Annotated in this window: 19 protein-coding genes; 11 read left to right on the forward strand and 8 right to left on the reverse strand. The window is 44.4% G+C overall.

The features are described 5' to 3' along the window. Nucleotides 1-92: 92 nt before the first annotated feature. From cobT to btuD, 8 genes are all read left to right on the forward strand, one after another. Complete coding sequence (gene cobT, locus ACZ5ZC_RS14370) at nt 93-1,136, forward strand: nicotinate-nucleotide--dimethylbenzimidazole phosphoribosyltransferase (protein WP_048626282.1); 1,044 nt, start codon at nt 93-95, stop codon at nt 1,134-1,136. After that, nucleotides 1,136-1,942, forward strand: coding sequence for an adenosylcobinamide-GDP ribazoletransferase (locus ACZ5ZC_RS14375; RefSeq protein WP_464932014.1), 807 nt, complete (start codon nt 1,136-1,138; stop codon nt 1,940-1,942). The genes cobT and ACZ5ZC_RS14375 overlap by 1 nt, the downstream gene beginning before the upstream one ends. After that, a complete protein-coding gene (gene cobU / locus ACZ5ZC_RS14380; protein ID WP_464932015.1) occupies nt 1,939-2,472 on the forward strand; it encodes a bifunctional adenosylcobinamide kinase/adenosylcobinamide-phosphate guanylyltransferase in 534 nt (177 codons plus the stop codon). The genes ACZ5ZC_RS14375 and cobU overlap by 4 nt, the downstream gene beginning before the upstream one ends. A gap of 10 nt (nt 2,473-2,482) precedes the next feature. Next, nucleotides 2,483-3,097, forward strand: a complete 615-nt coding sequence (gene cobC / locus ACZ5ZC_RS14385) for an alpha-ribazole phosphatase (protein WP_054867385.1) — start codon at nt 2,483-2,485, stop codon at nt 3,095-3,097. A 128-nt stretch (nt 3,098-3,225) separates the two neighbouring features. Continuing rightward, complete coding sequence (locus ACZ5ZC_RS14390; protein ID WP_054867349.1) at nt 3,226-5,022, forward strand: M3 family oligoendopeptidase; 1,797 nt, start codon at nt 3,226-3,228, stop codon at nt 5,020-5,022. Nucleotides 5,023-5,295: 273 nt separating this feature from the next. Further along, nucleotides 5,296-6,324, forward strand: coding sequence for a succinylglutamate desuccinylase (locus tag ACZ5ZC_RS14395; protein WP_054867350.1), 1,029 nt, complete (start codon nt 5,296-5,298; stop codon nt 6,322-6,324). Nucleotides 6,325-6,406: 82 nt separating this feature from the next. After that, entirely contained in the window at nt 6,407-7,402 is a 996-nt protein-coding gene (btuC, locus tag ACZ5ZC_RS14400) for a vitamin B12 ABC transporter permease BtuC (RefSeq protein ID WP_253644044.1), read from the forward strand. Next, nucleotides 7,389-8,156 carry a vitamin B12 ABC transporter ATP-binding protein BtuD gene (btuD, locus tag ACZ5ZC_RS14405; protein ID WP_082245220.1) on the forward strand — a complete coding sequence of 256 codons (768 nt, stop codon included), beginning with the start codon at nt 7,389-7,391 and terminating at the stop codon, nt 8,154-8,156. The genes btuC and btuD overlap by 14 nt, the downstream gene beginning before the upstream one ends. Nucleotides 8,157-8,232: 76 nt before the next feature. On the opposite strand, the gene ACZ5ZC_RS14410 is transcribed toward btuD, so the two are convergent. From ACZ5ZC_RS14410 to ACZ5ZC_RS14420, 3 genes are all read right to left on the reverse strand, one after another. After that, entirely contained in the window at nt 8,233-8,808 is a 576-nt protein-coding gene (locus tag ACZ5ZC_RS14410; RefSeq protein WP_005397767.1) for a nucleoside triphosphate pyrophosphohydrolase family protein, read from the reverse strand. Nucleotides 8,809-8,918: 110 nt separating this feature from the next. Then, complete coding sequence (locus tag ACZ5ZC_RS14415) at nt 8,919-9,491, reverse strand: DUF1415 domain-containing protein (RefSeq protein ID WP_054867352.1); 573 nt, start codon at nt 9,489-9,491, stop codon at nt 8,919-8,921. 88 nt (nt 9,492-9,579) lie between these two features. After that, nucleotides 9,580-10,803 carry an MFS transporter gene (locus ACZ5ZC_RS14420; RefSeq protein WP_464932016.1) on the reverse strand — a complete coding sequence of 408 codons (1,224 nt, stop codon included), beginning with the start codon at nt 10,801-10,803 and terminating at the stop codon, nt 9,580-9,582. A 106-nt stretch (nt 10,804-10,909) separates the two neighbouring features. Here ACZ5ZC_RS14420 and ACZ5ZC_RS14425 point away from each other — a divergent pair, with 106 nt between their 5' ends. Then, entirely contained in the window at nt 10,910-11,779 is an 870-nt protein-coding gene (locus ACZ5ZC_RS14425; RefSeq protein WP_104969346.1) for a LysR family transcriptional regulator, read from the forward strand. Between the two features lie 27 nt (nt 11,780-11,806). Here the strand turns inward: ACZ5ZC_RS14425 and ACZ5ZC_RS14430 are convergent, their stop codons facing one another. Next, the gene (locus tag ACZ5ZC_RS14430) at nt 11,807-12,037 is read right to left on the reverse strand and encodes a glutaredoxin family protein (protein WP_005377871.1); all 231 of its coding nucleotides are present in this window, start codon (nt 12,035-12,037) and stop codon (nt 11,807-11,809) included. Nucleotides 12,038-12,175: 138 nt separating this feature from the next. Here ACZ5ZC_RS14430 and ACZ5ZC_RS14435 point away from each other — a divergent pair, with 138 nt between their 5' ends. Together ACZ5ZC_RS14435 and rlmF are read left to right on the forward strand one after the other, a co-directional pair. After that, nucleotides 12,176-12,691 (forward strand): M48 metallopeptidase family protein, encoded by a 516-nt coding sequence (locus ACZ5ZC_RS14435; RefSeq protein WP_054867354.1) that lies wholly within the window; start codon nt 12,176-12,178, stop codon nt 12,689-12,691. Beyond that, nucleotides 12,678-13,805 carry a 23S rRNA (adenine(1618)-N(6))-methyltransferase RlmF gene (gene rlmF / locus ACZ5ZC_RS14440; RefSeq protein ID WP_464932017.1) on the forward strand — a complete coding sequence of 376 codons (1,128 nt, stop codon included), beginning with the start codon at nt 12,678-12,680 and terminating at the stop codon, nt 13,803-13,805. Before ACZ5ZC_RS14435 ends, rlmF begins: the two co-directional genes overlap by 14 nt. Nucleotides 13,806-13,876: 71 nt before the next feature. On the opposite strand, the gene ACZ5ZC_RS14445 is transcribed toward rlmF, so the two are convergent. The 4 genes from ACZ5ZC_RS14445 to ACZ5ZC_RS14460 form a co-directional block, all read right to left on the reverse strand. Continuing rightward, the gene (locus ACZ5ZC_RS14445) at nt 13,877-14,197 is read right to left on the reverse strand and encodes a hypothetical protein (protein ID WP_005397755.1); all 321 of its coding nucleotides are present in this window, start codon (nt 14,195-14,197) and stop codon (nt 13,877-13,879) included. Nucleotides 14,198-14,267: 70 nt separating this feature from the next. Then, nucleotides 14,268-15,860: a S41 family peptidase gene (locus ACZ5ZC_RS14450; protein WP_464932018.1), complete on the reverse strand. Its 1,593-nt coding sequence runs from the start codon at nt 15,858-15,860 to the stop codon at nt 14,268-14,270. Between the two features lie 361 nt (nt 15,861-16,221). After that, the gene (locus ACZ5ZC_RS14455; protein WP_464932019.1) at nt 16,222-16,986 is read right to left on the reverse strand and encodes a transcriptional regulator; all 765 of its coding nucleotides are present in this window, start codon (nt 16,984-16,986) and stop codon (nt 16,222-16,224) included. Between the two features lie 30 nt (nt 16,987-17,016). Beyond that, a complete protein-coding gene (locus ACZ5ZC_RS14460) occupies nt 17,017-17,691 on the reverse strand; it encodes a GntR family transcriptional regulator (protein WP_054867356.1) in 675 nt (224 codons plus the stop codon). Nucleotides 17,692-17,762: the final 71 nt, after the last annotated feature.

A 17,762-nucleotide genomic window follows, 5' to 3' on the forward strand; every position in this document is an offset into this window, starting at 1 on the left:
ATACAATAGTGGACGCTCAAAACTGGGGCTGAGTAAGATTTCTTAATCAATGGAACACCTCTCACCCAGACAACATCAAAGGAACGTAAAAAATGGATGACTCTTTTGCAGCGGAGATACAAGCGCGCATAGATAACAAAACCAAACCCGTCGGTTCTTTAGGCTTATTGGAAAAGGTGGCACTACAGCTAGCTCTTATTCAAAGTCAGGATAAACCTCAGCCAGTTGATTCCATCGCTATCTGTAAACCGAGCATGCTGGTATTTGCTGGAGATCACGGCGTTGCAGAGGAAGGCGTAAGCATTGCGCCAAGCGAAGTCACTCAGCAAATGGTGGCTAACTTTCTCGCCGGCGGCGCAGCCATCAACTGCTTTTGCGACATCAATGGCATCCAACTCAAAGTAATAGATTGCGGCATGTTGGCACCTATTGATGTGCTGGTTCCAGAATTTAAGTTTCATCCAAACTTGGTTGAACAACGGTTGGGTAACGGTACGGCTAATTTTTCTAAACAATCAGCGATGTCCCCAGAACAAGTGGCGCTAGGTTTAGAGTATGGTGCGAAGATTGCTGAGCAAACCATTTTGTCTGGCTCAAATCTATTGATGTTCGGTGAGATGGGCATTGGTAACACCAGTTCGGCTTCCGCACTGTTATCGGCGCTGAGTTCATTAGATATTGATTATTGTGTTGGCGTTGGCACCGGAATCAATCAACAGCAGTTGAGCCGCAAATATAAACTGGTTGCACAGGGAGTAAACCGATGTCGAGGTCTTGATACTAAAGCGATTCTCGCACAGGTTGGAGGCTTTGAAATCGTACAAATGGTAGGCGCTTTTTTAGAAGCCAAGCGGCTTAAAACCCCAGTTTTAGTGGATGGATTTATCGTATCGGTTGCTGCGTATATTGCAACGTTGCTAGACGAAGAAGCACGCGAATACATGTTGTTTGCCCACCGCTCCGAAGAAAATGGACATAAGTTTGTATTAGAGTACCTAAAAGCAGAACCTCTACTCGATCTTGGTTTACGATTAGGGGAGGGAACCGGAGCCGCTCTTGCCTTACCCTTGTTAAAAGCTGCTGCCCAGTTTTACAACAAGATGGCGAGCTTTGAGAGTGCAGGAGTTACAGTATAGTGTCAGTCCCTGATTATTCTGAGAACGTCACGCCGTCATCGTTAAGATACCAGTGGGAGTTGTTTCTATTAGCTATCAGTTTTTTTAGTCGCTTACCCGTACCCCAAGCGTTGCCATACAGTGAAGAACGCATGAATCAGGCCGGACGTTATTTCGCGTTAGTTGGTCTCGTACTTGGAGCGCTTTGTGCTCTGGTATTTTCGCTCACCTCAATTCTTTTCCCAGAATCGGTTGCCATAGTATTAACAATGGTGTTTAGCTTATTGTTAACAGGGGCATTTCACGAAGACGGCTTGACTGATATGGCGGATGGCATTGGCGGTGGCATGACTGTCGAGCGACGCCTCTCTATTATGAAGGACAGCCGCATTGGCACTTATGGTGCAGCCACTCTCATTATGGCGTTATTGGCTAAGTATGTTTTTTGGAGTGAACTGGCTAACTTGCCGCAGTTTTGGTTGGTCATTGTCGTCGCTTATACCGCAAGCCGAGCACTAGCCGCGACGCTTATTTATGACATGCCTTATGTCAGTGACAGTGATACGTCGAAAAGTAAACCGCTGGCAAGTCGCCAGTCTTCTCTAGAAGTCTCCATTTTGTTGTTTACTGGTGGCATAACATTGCTTGTGCTTGGTATTACGCAGGCGATCTTTATATCGCTTGTTCTCGTGGTATTTCGTTTGATGTTCAAACGTTGGTTAACCAAGCGAATTGGCGGCTTTACGGGGGATTGTCTTGGCGCAGCGCAGCAGCTATCGGAACTGCTTGTTTATCTCACTATGATTGGGTTTTATCACATCTCATGAAGCAATTGATACTCGGTGGCGCGCGCTCTGGGAAGTCGCATTTGGCGGAAAAAACAGCCAAGCAATTATCGACCACTTCTCAACACTCATTACATTATGTTGCAACCGCGCTGCCATTTGACCAAGAAATGCGAGAGCGAATAGCGAATCATCAAAAGCAACGAGGGGGCGAGTGGCAAGAGCATGAATGCCCCCTTCATTTATCTGAGTTACTGACAAGTTTCGCTAACACCGATGTTGTACTGGTCGATTGTTTAACCTTGTGGCTTAATAATTGGATATTTGAGTTAGGTGATGAATGTTCCAATGAGAAGCTAGAAGCAGAAATTGAAAAGCTTATACAGGTGGTACGTGGCTCAGATGCGACGTTAATATTCGTCTCTAACGAGGTTGGAATGGGTATTGTGCCTTTGGGGGCGGTTAGTCGTTACTTTGTGGATAATGCAGGACGGATGAATCAAAAACTAGCCAGTGTTTGCCATCGTGTTACCTTTGTTGCTGCTGGTTTGCCGTTGGTTCTTAAAGAGTAGGATGGAAGAAATGAAAACACTCAACATCTATCTTGTGCGTCATGGAAAAGTAGACGCTCCACCAGGACTCCATGGCCAAACAGATGTAAAAGTTACGCCTGCTGACCAAGAAAGCATTGCTCGGGCTTGGATCGAGAGTGGACGAGGTGTGGGTGGAGTGATTTGTTCTCCTCTTTCACGTTGTCAAGAACTGGCAAATATAATTGCTGAACAGCAATTATTACCAGTAATGACGGATGAATCTTTACAAGAGATGGCATTTGGTGATTTTGATGGTATGCCTTTTGATATGCTCACTGAGCAGTGGAAAAAGCTAGATGCTTTTTGGCAATCGCCAGCACAACATACGTTGCCGAACGCTGAGAGCTTAAGCACATTTTCTGAGCGCATATGTCGCGTTTGGTCTCAAATCATCAACGATATCAATGACAATCTACTTATCGTCACGCATGGTGGCGTCATTCGTATGATTCTTGCTCATGTATTGGAGTTAGATTGGCGTAACCCAAAGTGGTATTCGACGTTGTCGATAGGAAACGCTTCTGTCACGCATATAACAATTACCGTAGATGAGCAAATTTACGCCTCGGTTCGTTCGATTGGCGTACCTCTTTTAACTCGTTAATTTATAAATATTAAAATGCCCAAAGCGATACTGCTTATGGGCATAGTCACGGAAGATGTCAGTGGAAGCCCATCTGCTAGGTGCAGGAAGCGAAAATTGACTCAGTTACATAAAAAGGAAATATAGAAATGACAACGCCGAGTTGGGATTTGTCCATCGTTTATAACGATCTTTCTGACCCACGAATTCAAGACGATATTGCTCTTGTGGAACAATGTATTGATCTGTTGAATAAACAATCAGCAGATTGCGGCAACGTAGAGATCATGCAAAATGCGATTTTGACCAATGAAGCCGCGAGTCGTTTAGCGGGCACAGTTGCAAATTTTGCGAGTTGTTATGCTTCTGTTGATGCAACAAACGCCGAAGCGAAATCGTTACTTGGTAAAATGATCCGCATCTTTTCGGAGCTTTCCCAAGCGTTCAGTCCCTTTGATTTGACATTAACGCATGCCGACGAAGAGTTTATCTTGCGCGTGTTAGATCATGAGAATCCTGATATCAGTGGGCAAGCTTTTTCTATCTTGAACTCCAGAAAGTTGGCGGATACTCGTCTTAGCAACGCAGAAGAACAGTTACTGGCTGCGATGAGTGTGGATGGTAAATCGGCTTGGGGTAACCTATATGATAACCTGACTGGCTCATTGAAAGTGAAGCTTGAGTACACAGATGGTAAGAGTGAAGAGCTTGGGTTTTCTCAAGCGGCAAGCATTCTTTATGGTTCTGAATTCGAGCGTCAAGAAGCCGCGTGGCGAGGCGTACAAGATGCAATGCAAACGCACCAAGAATCATTCGCTGCAATTTTGAATGCGTTAGCAGGATGGCGTTTAACTGAAAACAAAAAGCGTTCGACGAAGCGTGAAGTTCACTTCCTCGAGCCGAGTTTGCATGGTAGCCGAATCCAAGCTGAAACTTTAAATGCGATGATGACAGTAGCCAAAGACAGTCGAGCTATTGGTCAGAAAGCGGGTTTATTGATGGCGCAAGTACATGATCTGGATGAGATGAAACCTTGGAATCATCTGGCGGCTATGCCTGCTTTGAGCGGTGAAGCGAAGGTTTACGACTTTGATGAAGCGATTGATGTTATTTGTGAAGCATTTGAAACAGTAAACCCTGAGATGTCGGAGTTTGTCCGTTTGATGGTACAAAACGGATGGATTGATGCCGCGCCAAATGCCAGCAAGCGCCTTGGTGCATACTGCACCAAACTACCAGCAACGCGAACACCACTTGTGTTTATGACTTGGAGTGGTAGCCGCTCAGACCTGATGACTCTGGCACATGAACTTGGCCATGCGTTCCATAACTGGGTTATTCGCGATTTGCCACTTTGCCAAACTTACTATCCAATGACGTTAGCAGAAACCGCCTCTATTTTTGCAGAAAACATCGTTCGTGATCATTTGATTTCGAAAGCGGAGAGCGTCGATGAAAAGCTAGAGATGTTGTGGGAAGAGTTGTCATCTGCGCTAGCTTTAATGATCAACATTCCGGTTCGCTACGAGTTTGAGAAATCGTTCTATGAACGCCGCCAGGATGGAGAGTTAACCGCAGATGAATTCTGTGAGTTGATGTCTGAAACTTGGAAAGAATGGTATGGCGACGTAATGAGCGAGCCGGATCCGTACTTCTGGGCAAGCAAGCTGCACTTTTCTATCGATAGTGTGAGTTTTTATAACTACCCATACCTGTTTGGTTTCTTATTCAGCAAGGGTATTTATGCACAGCGAGAAACCAAAGGCGAAGCGTTTTACACCGATTACATCAATTTGCTGCGCGATACCGGCTGCATGATGGCGGAAGATGTTGTCGAAAAGCATCTGTCGATGGATTTAACCCAACCAACGTTTTGGCAGCAGAGCGTTGAGCTAGTGCGTGAAAAAGTCGATGAGTTTGAGCGTTTGCTCGCACAGCGCGGCTAAGTTTTTCGCATTGTTGATGCATAATCTGCTTTATAGCTACAAAAATTTGATCAAATCATAATGATCTTAATCAGGGCTGTGGTAAAGTTCACAGCCCTAACACTTTGTAATTGTTTAAAAATTAAACGCCTCAATGCTTGATTTGAGTGCCTGCGCGAAAAGGTATCGGATTTTCGAGGGAAATAGTGATTTCTACTCATAAGTGAGATCGCAGCAACAAAAATCCTTTGTACAATTTATTAACATACCCGCCGTGCTATTAAGGAGTAACGCATGACGAAGTCTCTCTTTCGCCAATCGTTTTTAACTGACACGTTAGATGTTCATATCGATGTTGCACCAGCGGAGCAGGTGCTTTCTAACGGTGTAAAACTTAAACTCTATCAGCGTGGTGTACTAGAAGTGATCCCTGAGAACTATACTCAGGATACGAAGAACGTCATCATCTCTTGTGGGGTTCACGGAGATGAAACGGCACCGATGGAGCTGGTGGATTCCATTATTCAAGACATAGAATCTGGGTTCCAGATGGTCGATACCCGTTGTCTATTCATTATCGCTCATCCAGAATCCACTCTGGCGCACACGCGATTCCTTGAAGAAAACCTCAACCGTCTGTTTGACGAAAAAGAACACAAACAGACAAAAGAGCTTGTCATCGCTGATACGCTAAAGCTGCTTGTTCGCGATTTCTATCAGGATACCGACCCGACAACACGCTGGCATCTTGATTTACACTGCGCGATTAGAGGTTCGAAGCACTATACGTTTGCAGTAAGTCCTAAGACTCGTCATCCTGTGCGAAGCAAGGCATTAATCGATTTCTTGGACAGTGCACACATTGAAGCTGTGCTCTTGTCAAACTCACCATCGAGTACGTTTAGCTGGTACAGTGCCGAGAACTTTGGTGCGCAGGCTCTGACAATGGAGCTTGGTCGTGTGGCTCGTATTGGTGAAAATGACCTCGATAAATTGACTGCGTTTGATTTGTCTTTACGTAATTTGATTGCGGAAACGAAGCCAGAACACCTACCAAAACCATGCATTAAATATCGCGTAAGTCGCACAATCGTTCGCCTGAACGAAGACTTTGACTTTATGTTCGACGACAATGTTGAAAACTTCACTTCATTTGTTCACGGCGAAGTGTTTGGTCATGATGGCGACAAACCATTAATGGCGAAGAACGAAAACGAAGCGATTGTCTTCCCGAACCGCCATGTCGCAATAGGTCAACGTGCAGCTCTGATGGTTTGTGAAGTGAAAACCCGTTTTGAAGAGGGCGAGTTGGTTTACGATTAATCCAACATTGCTTTGAGAAGTTAATTGCAATTTACCGAGGCTTAACTGTAAGGTTAAGCCTCGTTTGTTTTTATCGGCCGCTATGGATTTTCAACAACTTATCCTGAACAAGGAACGACGCTGGCAACGTAACCTGATGGTTATGTCGATCGTGCTCGCTGTACTCTCTGCCATCCACTTGATGGTCGGAGAAATTTTCCTTTCTCCTTTTCAATCTTTATCTGCATTTGAACATAAGCTACTGGTGGACTTGCGTTTACCGAGGTTGGTGTCTGCGGCTATTATTGGTGCTGCGTTAGCGGTATCTGGCGCGACGTTACAAGTGTTGCTTGGGAACGTGTTGGCTGAACCAGGCGTACTCGGTATATCTGGTGGTGCAAGCTTAGCAATGGTCTTAATCATGTTCGCGTCACCTGTTCTTCCTACCCCGATTGTTTTTATGTTGGCAGCGGTTGCAGGCTCGATGTTATTCACGTTTGTTTTGGTGGCGATAGCAAGGGCAATGCACCTGACGACGGCTCGATTGCTTTTGGTTGGGGTCGCATTGGGTATTTTATCGAGCGCGATTGTGACGTGGGCATTTTACTTTAGTGATGATCTCAGTTTACGCCAACTGATGTATTGGTTAATGGGCAGCATTGGCGGTGCAAGTTGGTATCAACATACCGTTACTTTGGTGATGTTACCGGTGCTTATCTGGTTATGTTGTAAAGGCAAGTCGCTTGATAAATTGATGCTGGGTGAGATTCATGCGACCCAATTGGGTGTCGACGTGCATCAAATGCGTTGGAAATTGATCCTCGCCATTTCTGTTTTGGTGGGTAGTTCAGTCGCTTTGGGTGGCATCATCAGTTTTGTTGGTTTGGTGGTGCCGCACTTGTTGCGTTTGGCTTTTGGTACGGAAAACCGTTATTTATTGCCACTTTCTGCAATATCTGGTGCTGCGTTGCTTGTATTTGCTGACATCGGCGCAAGACTGTTATTGGACTCCGCAGAGTTACCTTTGGGTGTCATGACAACATCGATTGGCGCACCTATTTTCATCTGGATGCTGGTGAAGAGTCATGATGCACGTTAAACATATGTCGGTTGGTAGTCGATTATTGCCTCTTTCTTTTGAGTGCAAAGCTGGCGAAATCGTACATGTCGTTGGGCCTAATGGTTCCGGTAAGAGTACTTTATTGGCTGCGATTTCTGGTACGTTAAGTCACCGAGAGGGTATGAGTGGTGAAGTGTACGTTGGCAACAAAAACTTGCTTACTTTACCGTTGTCAGAGCAAGCTCATGTTCGAGGTTATTTGTGTCAGCAATCGCGCCCAGCGTTTAATGTTGATGTGTTTCAGTATCTCGCTTTATCTCTGCCAAGTGGTGCTGAGATTGCGGATATCAAAGTGCGTGATGCCGTCAATATGGTGGTGGAGCTGGTACAACTGCAAGATAAGCTTCATCGCAGTATTCAAACATTATCCGGTGGTGAGTGGCAGCGTGTCCGATTAGCAGGTGTATGTTTGCAGGTGTGGCGTACCATTAATCCTTTTTCGCAGTTTTTAATTTTGGATGAGCCAGCAGCACCGTTAGATATTGCGCAAGAGGGTCTGCTCTATCAATTGATTAACGCTATGGCGGCGCAGGGAATTGGAGTATTGGTTGCTAATCACGATCTCAATCGCACATTAAAGCACGCAGATAAAGTATTGCTGCTTAACAACGGTGTGCTGCACTCATCAGGAAATGCCGATACTGTGCTAACGGAAGAAGCTCTCGGGGAAGTGTTCAATACTCAAGTCAAAAAGGTCATCGTAGATGAACAACCTTATTTAATCTTTGATTAGGATTAGTATTTAGGGACAATAAAAAACGACCTACTTGAGGTCGTTTTTTTTTAATCGAGATAGCCAAACTCAACGCTTATTGAGTTAACGGTTTTAGATCTGCTGGGCGGTAGTAAACAGATTTGAGTACTTTGCCTTTACGAATGGTTTTACCTTCCGATACGAAATCTTCGGCGCATTTCGCGATGATGTATTCACCTTTCTGCACCGCCATCAACTTGATGCCTTGTTCCGCGTAGAATGCTTCTGTTTCTGAGTACTCTTGCTCGTTACGGCATACTTTGCTCATGTTACTTGAATGTACTTCATCCCAGCAAGGAATAAATTCGATACCACGGTTTACCGCAACGTTTAATAGAAGATCAATTAAGTAGCTGATCGCCAGGTTGTCTTCTACTTTGCTGTGGCCAAGATGAACGAGACGGCCCATTAATACATACACGCTGTCTACGATGGCATCTGCTTGCTCAGTTTTACAATCTGCTTCTGCTAGCTCTGTTAGCTCTTCGATCGCCAAAGAGGTGTGTAGTGTATCTGCTTGTGCATCAAGGCTTGCAGCGTCTGCGACTGGTAAGTCGAACGTACTACGGAACTCGGTGATATCACGGTATAAGTGATCAAAAATCTCTTGGGTTAGCTTTGACAGTTGCATTCTAATTTCCATTGAATCGATTGAAGCGGCAATGATACCAAACCGCACTTTGAACCCCAAGGGCATTGAATCCAACTGGTGATAAATCTGCCTTTGGGTAATGGTGGAGCTTAACGAAATAGGTAAGGAAACAGCTTTTTACGTTCTTCCTCTGAAAGGGCGGAAACACGAGCGATGTTCGTATCGGGAATGGATTCAGGATCAGGATAGTGTTTTAGTACCTTTTCCATACTCTCTTCGCGAATCAAATGGAAGATCGGGTAAGGAGAACGATTGGTTAGGTTTTCGTCGTCTTCAGGCCTTGCGCCGCCAAAACAGTAATCAGGATGGAAAGTCGCTACTTGGAAAACACCTTCCCAGTTTTGCTGCTTAATTAATCCTTCAACCCAATCGATATAAAAGTTGTAGTCCCAGAAATCTTGTAGCATGTTGGGAACCACAACCAACGTGGTCTCAAGTTGTTCGGGCTCTGTGTTACTCAGCTCAATCAGCTGCAATAAAATATCTTCAAGAAGCGCTTCTTCTTGAGTCGCTTCACTAACAAAGATTTTGATTTGTTTATTACGTTGCGGTTTGGCAGCAAACGGACAAAGGTTGAGTCCGATTACCACATCGTTGAGCCATTGATCGACCTGTTGAGTGATCGCTTCGATATCTGTGTTTTGTGTTGAACGCGTTGACATACGACTTTCTGGTTTTTATTAAAGTAGCGCAAGCATAGCAGAGTTGGTTATCCAAGTAACCAGAGGGTATTACACAAATGAGCGTACCTTAGCTACTCTTTAAACTCGCAGCGTCAGGTGTTTGGTCAGTATGCTTTCTTTCGGCGATGTGTTTCAAATACGCAATCGCAGCAAACATCGCTATGTAGACGGCGCTTCCCCCCATAAGAACACTCGACCAACCACCATGCTGCCAACAATAAAGAAGTAAGAATCCTCCCAAACTACCGCCTACGTAGTAGTGTACTAAGTAGAGCGCTGTCGCGGTGGCTTTGGCACGAGTGGCATTCTGACCGACCCAACCGTAGGCGAGGGTATGAGTAAAGAAGGCACCAAAACTTATCAGCAACAATCCAACTAGCATTGCAGTCAAGCTTTCAACCGCAGCAATCCACATCCCCGTCATGCTCACTATCGCGCCCAAGAACATACCGAGGATTGAGGAATAACGTTTACTCCAGTGGCCTGCACAACGAGAGGAGAAAGTCCCTCCCAAGTAACAAATAAAGATCAGTGAGGCCAACCCGACGGGCACATTGTGAGGTTCACTCACCAGACGGAAACCCATGACGGAGTAAAGGTTTACGAACAAAGCAAAGTTGAGTCCTCCTATCAGCATCGCGAACCACACGCGTTGGTTTTTAAAATGACCAATAAGCGCACGATTTTGATGGCGCAAACTGCTTGATGACGGGGTGAAGTTGCGCTGTGTTGGCAATAAATAGTGAACACCAATGACACCAAGAAGAGTGAACACCATCATAACTTCAATGGCGACATCAACACTGAAATTGTCCGCCAATAAGCCGCCGCTAATACGTCCTGCGATACCGCCTAATGAGTTAGCCGCAATGTACGTTCCAATTGCCATCGAGAAGGCGTGCTTGTCGAGCTCTTCTGCCATGTAAGCCACGGCGACCGCAGCAAAAGCCGCGAGCGCGACGCCGATCAGTGCTCGACATACCACCAAAAACAGGAATGAGTCACCAAACAGCATCAAAGCAGAAAGGGTAGGAATCGAAAACAGACCGGCCATCATGACTGGCTTTCGTCCCACTGATTCTGACAACACAGCCATTGGAACGAGGCTAAAAGAGAGAGCGAGTGTTGAGGCCGCAAATAACCAGTTCACTTGCGTTTCTGAGATCGTGAAAATTTGAGCAAAAGTGGGCAGCATTGGCTGTAGTAGGTATAAATTTGAAAAAACCAAGAAGGAACCAAGCGCTAGCGAGAGCGTAATGCGTTTGTATTCCGGTGTGCCAAAACTGACCATGAATCCTGCCTAATGTGAGCAAATGGAGAGACTGTGATCAATCTATCAGTTCGTTATAAATTAAAAAAATATATTAAAAATATGGACACCATATATTTTTGATCTAATGGAATCGAAACAACTTAAACATTTTCTGGCGGTCGCTGAACACGGAAACATTACCCATGCGGCGAAAGCCCTGCATATTGCCCAGCCCGCATTAAGCATTTCTATCAAAAAGTTTGAGCAGTCTTTGGGCGTTACCCTATTTCGCCGTGATGATAAAAAAATCAGCTTAACGAAAGAGGGCGAAACGCTACTTGTACATGCCAAGCGGGTGATTCAACAGTTGCACGACGCGCAGCTCGCGATTGATGAGTTGAAAGGTTTAGCGAAAGGCGAAGTACGACTCGGGACGCCATCAATGATGGGCAGTTATTTCTTTCCACGAATTGTGATGGCGTTTAAGAGCCAGTTCCCGGAGTTAAAATTGACCTTGGTCGAAGCTGGGACTCAATCGATTCGTCGTATGCTGCTTAATGGTCAACTCGATATCGGTGTGATCAGTTGTGATAACGTGCCTGATGACCTAGAAACTGACCATTTGTTTACTAGCCAAATGGTCGCCGTTGTTTCACCTGAGCATGAGTTAGCCCAGCGAGAATCTCTTACTTTTGATGAGTTCTTTGAACACGATTTGGTTATGTTTCAGCATGGCTATTTTCACCGTGAATTTTTGGATCAGGTGAGTGAGGAGCATGGGTTTACCATGAAGTCATCATTCGAAACCAACTTACTGCCTTTGATTTTGAGTATTGTGAAACAAGAGTTTGCGATTACCGCGTTACTGGAATTGGTGACTCAACATGAGTCGGGCGTTGTTGGCCTACCGTTTGAACCACCCGTTACGCTAGATCTGGCACTTGCTTGGCGCAAGCAGGGGTACTTATCAATAGCAGATCGAACGTTTATCGACTTTATCAAGCGCTACGTTTAAACGCAGCGCAGATTCATCGTCCGAGCACTAGTCGCCTTTGTACATCTTCTCGAAGTTCTTTGGGTTCCAGCCAATCATTACCCGATCACCAATTTTTAAAACTGGCACTGAACGAGCACCAAGCGCATCAAGTTCTTTGCGACCGCGTTGCATCTTAGCATTGCACAAACGATAGTTAATATTTTTCGAATCCAGATAACGTTGAGCATCTTTGCAGTGAGGGCATTTGTCTTTGACATAAAGAACGACACGTTTCATTGAATTTCTCTCCATTATCATTGGGAGGCGAAGTTTAACGGCCTTTCACCATAAATGAAAGGCGAAAGCTAAGGTGAAACTGTCCTTTATCTCAGGTATATTGAGCGCCTTTATTTTGTCATAACAGACGTTAATTCTATGCATCCGTCACTTCGATACATTCAAGGCTACCCACAAAACATCGTAGAGCAGGTGAGCTCATTGATAGCGAGTGGCAAGTTTGTTCCTTGGTTCGAAAAGCGTTATCCCGATAGGCACCAAATCAAAAGCGAAAAGGCGCTCTATGAGTACGCCATGGCAATCAAAAACCGCTACATGAAGAAAGCCGCGCCAATCAGTAAAGTTGTCTACGATAAGAAAATTCACGCGGTAAACAACGCGCTTGGTTTGCACAGTGTTATCAGTAGAAACCATGGCGGCAAGCTGAAGTCGAAAAACGAGATTCGCATTGCCAATGTATTTAAGGATGCGCCCGAGCCACTATTAAGAATGCTGGTGGTACATGAGTTGGCGCATACTCGTGAGAAAAACCACGACAAGGCGTTCTATCAGCTATGTTGCTACATGGAGCCTGAGTATCACCAACTCGAATTTGATGCTCGTTTGTTTATGATTTACCTCGATTTAAAAGCGAATTTGAATGAAGAACAATAATCACAACGCGAAGCAAGCAAAGCCAAAGACTTCAAAGGCGGCTCAGAATAAAGACGCGAATAAAGCCAAGCCGAAGCGTGTTAAAGAAAAAGTTGCGCGCAAATCCCCGCAGCCTGCAGGAAAGAGCGAAGTCGAGTTCATAAAAATAGCGAAGAATGGTTTGCATGAGCGTAATGCTCATCGAGGTCGTTACGATTTTAAAAAACTTGTGGAAAGTGAACCACAGTTAAAGCCATTCGTTATCAAAAATCCGAAAGGGGAAGATTCCATAAACTTCTCTGATCCTAACGCGGTTAAAATGCTCAATAAAGCATTGCTTGCTGCGTATTATGGTATCGAGTTCTGGGACATTCCCGACACCTACCTTTGCCCACCGATTCCGGGCCGCGCTGATTACATTCACCGAGTGGCAGAACTACTTGATAGTGAAGTAAAAGGTCAGTACGCGCACCAAAAAGTGAAAGCGTTGGACATTGGCGTGGGAGCAAACTGTATTTATCCGATTGTTGGTGTAACAAAATACGGTTGGCACTATACGGGCAGCGATGTCGATCCAAAATCCATCCAATCGGCTCAAACGATCGTAGAGCACAATCGTGTTTTGACGGGAAAAATTGCACTGGTACAGCAACACAATGATGCCAATATTTATCTAGGTATCATTCAACCGAATGATCGTTATGATGTGACGACATGTAATCCGCCATTCCACCGTTCGGCGGAAGATGCCGCTATGGGCAGCCAGCGTAAAATCGATAATCTAAAAGCAAACCAGCGTAAGAAAGGACTAAAACCTCAAACCACACAAGTAAAGACAAGTAAGCCGGCGTTGAATTTTGGCGGTCAAAACGCTGAATTGTGGTGTGAAGGTGGAGAAGCGGCGTTTATCCGAAAAATGGCGAATGAAAGCCAAGCTTTTGCCGCGCAGGTCTTGTGGTTTACAACACTCATATCCAAAAAAGACAACGTTCGCCCGATGCGCAAGCAGCTTGAAAAATTGGGTGTGAAAGCCATTCGTGTGGTTGAAATGAGCCAAGGACAGAAAGTGAGCCGCTTTGTAGCTTGGTCATACATGGATAAACAACAGCGTAAAGCATGGATGGAATTAAAGTAACGTTGACCGTTTCACACTGAACAATAAAGTAGGAAGCCCGCTGATATCAGCGGGCTTCTATTTTGGGAGATCTAAAACTTAATGATGGGCTCACAATCTAGTGAACTGAGAGAGACAAAAGTATCTGTTTTGGCATAGTACAAGCCACAGGTTTCACCTCTTATCTGCAACGTATATTGGTCTGGAAGATCCGTATAGCTGCCATCCAACAGTTGATTGTTGTTCCCTTTTACTCGTCCTTTTTCAATCAACAAATGCGGTGAGGATTCAAATACGTTATTTGCGATTCTAGGTGCTGGTGTCCCTTGGATTTCTGCGATCGCGTTTTGAATCTCTATGACTGTTTCCGGAGAGTTCTTTTTACTCAATGCTTCAACGGGTTCTTGTGACATAGCTTGGCATCCTATCAAAGAAATCGAAGTGCCTAAGAAAAGCGCAACCCGAATCAGCATTCGTAAAAAGTTAGTTGATCTCAACATGAATTGCCTCTGTTCGTAGCGGAGAGCGAAGATCGCTTAACTCCGGAGATGAAATGTTACGCGGCATGGCGTTGAAACTTGAAGAGGAGACTGGCGGACAGGTTCCAGTTTCCATGTAGTTTAGTGCCGCAGAAAGCATACCTTCAGACGGATCGCCTAATGGTTTTGTTAGGTCATCATTGACCCAGCAACCTTCCACTCTATTGTTTAAGCCTAGCTCGGTATTGATTTGGCTCTTTGGAGTAGGAATAAAACCATCAGAGAAGTCGCCAAAGTTTTTCTCGTTCGCTGACTTGAACTGAATAGTGTAGTACATAGTGCCGCAGTTTTGTTCTGCTGAGAACCCATACGGTTTACCTGTGGTTGTTGAGCCTATTTGGATAACCTCAACATCAATGCCGCGCAAAGCGTTGATCAACAGTTCACTTGAGGAAGCCGTGCCTCCTGAAGTCAGCACATATACCCGCTTTTTGTTCAGTGTCGGCAGCATTTGGTCCGAATACTTTTGTGCTGCCCAGTCTATTGCTAGATTCGTAAAGCGATAGATGTTATCCCCATCTTTAATGGTACGCATCACTTTGTCGTTGTGAATCAACTCACTGAAGACTCGGTTCTGACCAGCACCGCTTAGCATGTAGCCTACTTGCGAGGACTGAAGTACTAAGCCACCGCCGTTGTAACGTAAATCAACGACGATCTCGTCAACATTCTCTGCCGAGAGCGTACTGAACGCCTCAATAAGTGGGGCTTGAGCGCTTGGTTCAAATGAGTTGTATTGTAGATAGCCGATCTGCATACCATTGTGTGCGATCACTTTGGCATTTTTAACTGGAGAAGTCATGACATCAGAGGCGGTAAGCGTCACGGTTTTCTCTAGGCCGTCAACACTCTCAAATGTGAAGGTGTAATCTTGATTGATGTCAGGGTTAAACAGCGTTCTATTAATAAAATCAATGTCGGACTGACTACCGGTGTTAACCACATCAATATTATTGATTTTTAGAAGCTTATCACCACGAGCAATGCCGCTTCTATCCGCTGGAGAGGCTTCTTCAGTATAGGAGATACGAACGTCTCTAGGTTGTACGCCGCGTAGGAATGCCCAGTTAAAACCAAACCCAGCGACTAAACCAGATTGCGATGATTTCATATCATCTTCATAAGGGACGGTAAAGTGGAAGCGATCTTTCGGTTTACCAGTCGTGGTAGTAGCAGAGGTGACCAATGTGTTGAAGTAATCCGTCACGGTTTTGTAGTTTGCTGGATTATTATCAGGAACTTCGTCATACCAAAGGTAAGTTTCGTTAGTAAAAGCTCTTAAAAAGAGTTTTTCGTGTAAAGCAGAACCTAATTCATCTGGATAGGCGGCATAATTGTTATATGGGTCTCGACCCACTCGTGGGGTTTCACATTGGTTGACAAACGAGCTTGATGGTTGGCTAAAATCACCGGCTTTCCATGTTGGTCCGGTTGCGCTGCTAGTTGACGGAGTAGATGAACCATCACCGCCGCCACCGCCACAACCTTGTAATAATGCGAGAGTGACTGCCGTTGCTAAAGAATACTTAAATTTCACTTTTCTATGTCCTTATAAATAATAGAATTATAATTATCTGTTTTGCTTTTTTATTAGCTAGATGAATGTATTAATTTAATTTGTTCGTCTGCAAATTTATAGTTAAATAGTGTGAGGTAAATAACGTAAAAAAGTTGTCTTTTATACTTAAGCTAAATTAGTCATTACTTAAGTTTTCTGTCTATTTCAAAATAGCTAACAAGACCATTAGTAAGTGTGAAATTAAGACAAGCTCTTAGTTGACGAAGCGATGTTCGCTAAATAAAAAATCAGAATTAGATTCAGGAAACGCTTTGAATCAATAGTTTGGTAGGGATATATGATGTTATCTGGGATTTGTTTGATTTATTTATCTGATGCTTTAACTTAATTTAGTGAGTTGGGCGACGTGCTTTAACAGGCTTCCATCAATATCCGGTAAGTCATCTGCGAAAAATATCTGAGCGCCAGGAGTGCAGCGCATTAATATATTTGTTAGTTCACCTTCGTTGTTGGAAGTGTTAACTGCGTTAAGTTTCGCTAATTTATTACAAAGCTCGTCCTCTATTTGCACTTTTTGCTCTTCGGTGAGCCTAATACGACCCACACACACATCTGGGTTGATGTTATGAGAAAGCGACTCTTGTTGAAATCGCTCTTTGAATAAGGTGTCCAATGCGGTACCTTCTTCCATAATAAATCGACGACCAGAACGGTAAAATAAGCCGTCTCCGAAGTTCTCCACATACCCTAGAATTTCCGCGATACGCAAATAGAATCGTAAGCTTGTATCAGAAAGTCCGTAAGTATGGGCTATCTCTTGCGGTTTAATATCACGAGAAGTCAGCATATAAATAAAATCAAGTAAATAAGGATGCTCAACGAAAAGGGCGCTCTCTTCATCTGTTAGCATTTGCTCGTTTTGGTGCTGAAGCTCGTTGGCTAAGGTTGCGAGTTCGATGAGATCGGTATTCAGGTGGTTCAGATAAACAAGTACTTTATCCAAACCTAAAGCAGGATTATGTAGGTGGCGTTTAATACTAGATAAAGGGATGCCACTTTTCTCTGACAAGGAATTGTAGCAAAGCCCTTCTTCTTTAATCTTTTGTCGTAGCGCTGCGAGTAAAAACTTTGGTCCAACATTCATCCTTGAATATCACCTTATTCGTTATTCCGTTTACTGGCTGATATTTTGCCTTTCAAGCAGCAGGTTTCGAATCGCTGTGCCTGCTTCTAGAATGTGTTTTTTCAGCAGATACTTGGCGCCTTCTATATCGCGATTTTTGCACATTTCAAACAAGCTTAAGTGCTCTTCTTCTGCCTTTTTAATGCCTGTTGTGAACAATAGCTGCATACGTATGTATCGGTCACACTTTGTGTTCAAGTTGTAAATGACGTCCATAGTTTCAGGCATGTTGGCTGGCGCATATAGGGCTTTGTGGAACTCGTAGTTGTAGTTGCTCCATTCTTCTACTTCGTCGCCACTGTTCACTACAGACTCGAAACGTTCGCGAACTTCTCGCGCGCGTTCTAGGTCAGCGTCCGTCATGTTCTGAATCGCACGCTCTAAAATGTGGCACTCCACGACAGCGCGCAGTTCAAATAGCTCATTGATTTTCTCTGGAGATAGCTCGGTGACCGTCGCACCTTTGTGAGGTTCAAAGCTAACGAGTCCTTGTGCTTCCAATTGAACTAACGCTTCACGCACAGGAATTCGGCTAACATTAAACTCTTTTGCTAACGCATCTTGACGTAAAGGTTGACCAGTTTTTAACTCGCCCTTCAAGATCTGAGTTCGAATTGCTTCCTCAACGAGCTGAGTGCGCGTTTTAAAAACAGGTTTCTGTGACATTGAAGTCTCCCGTTAAATTAATATTGTATCCAATCCATTTTACTTTAGTAGTTTATTGTTTTTCTGGCACA

This window comes from Vibrio sp. JCM 18905 (assembly GCF_055393305.1).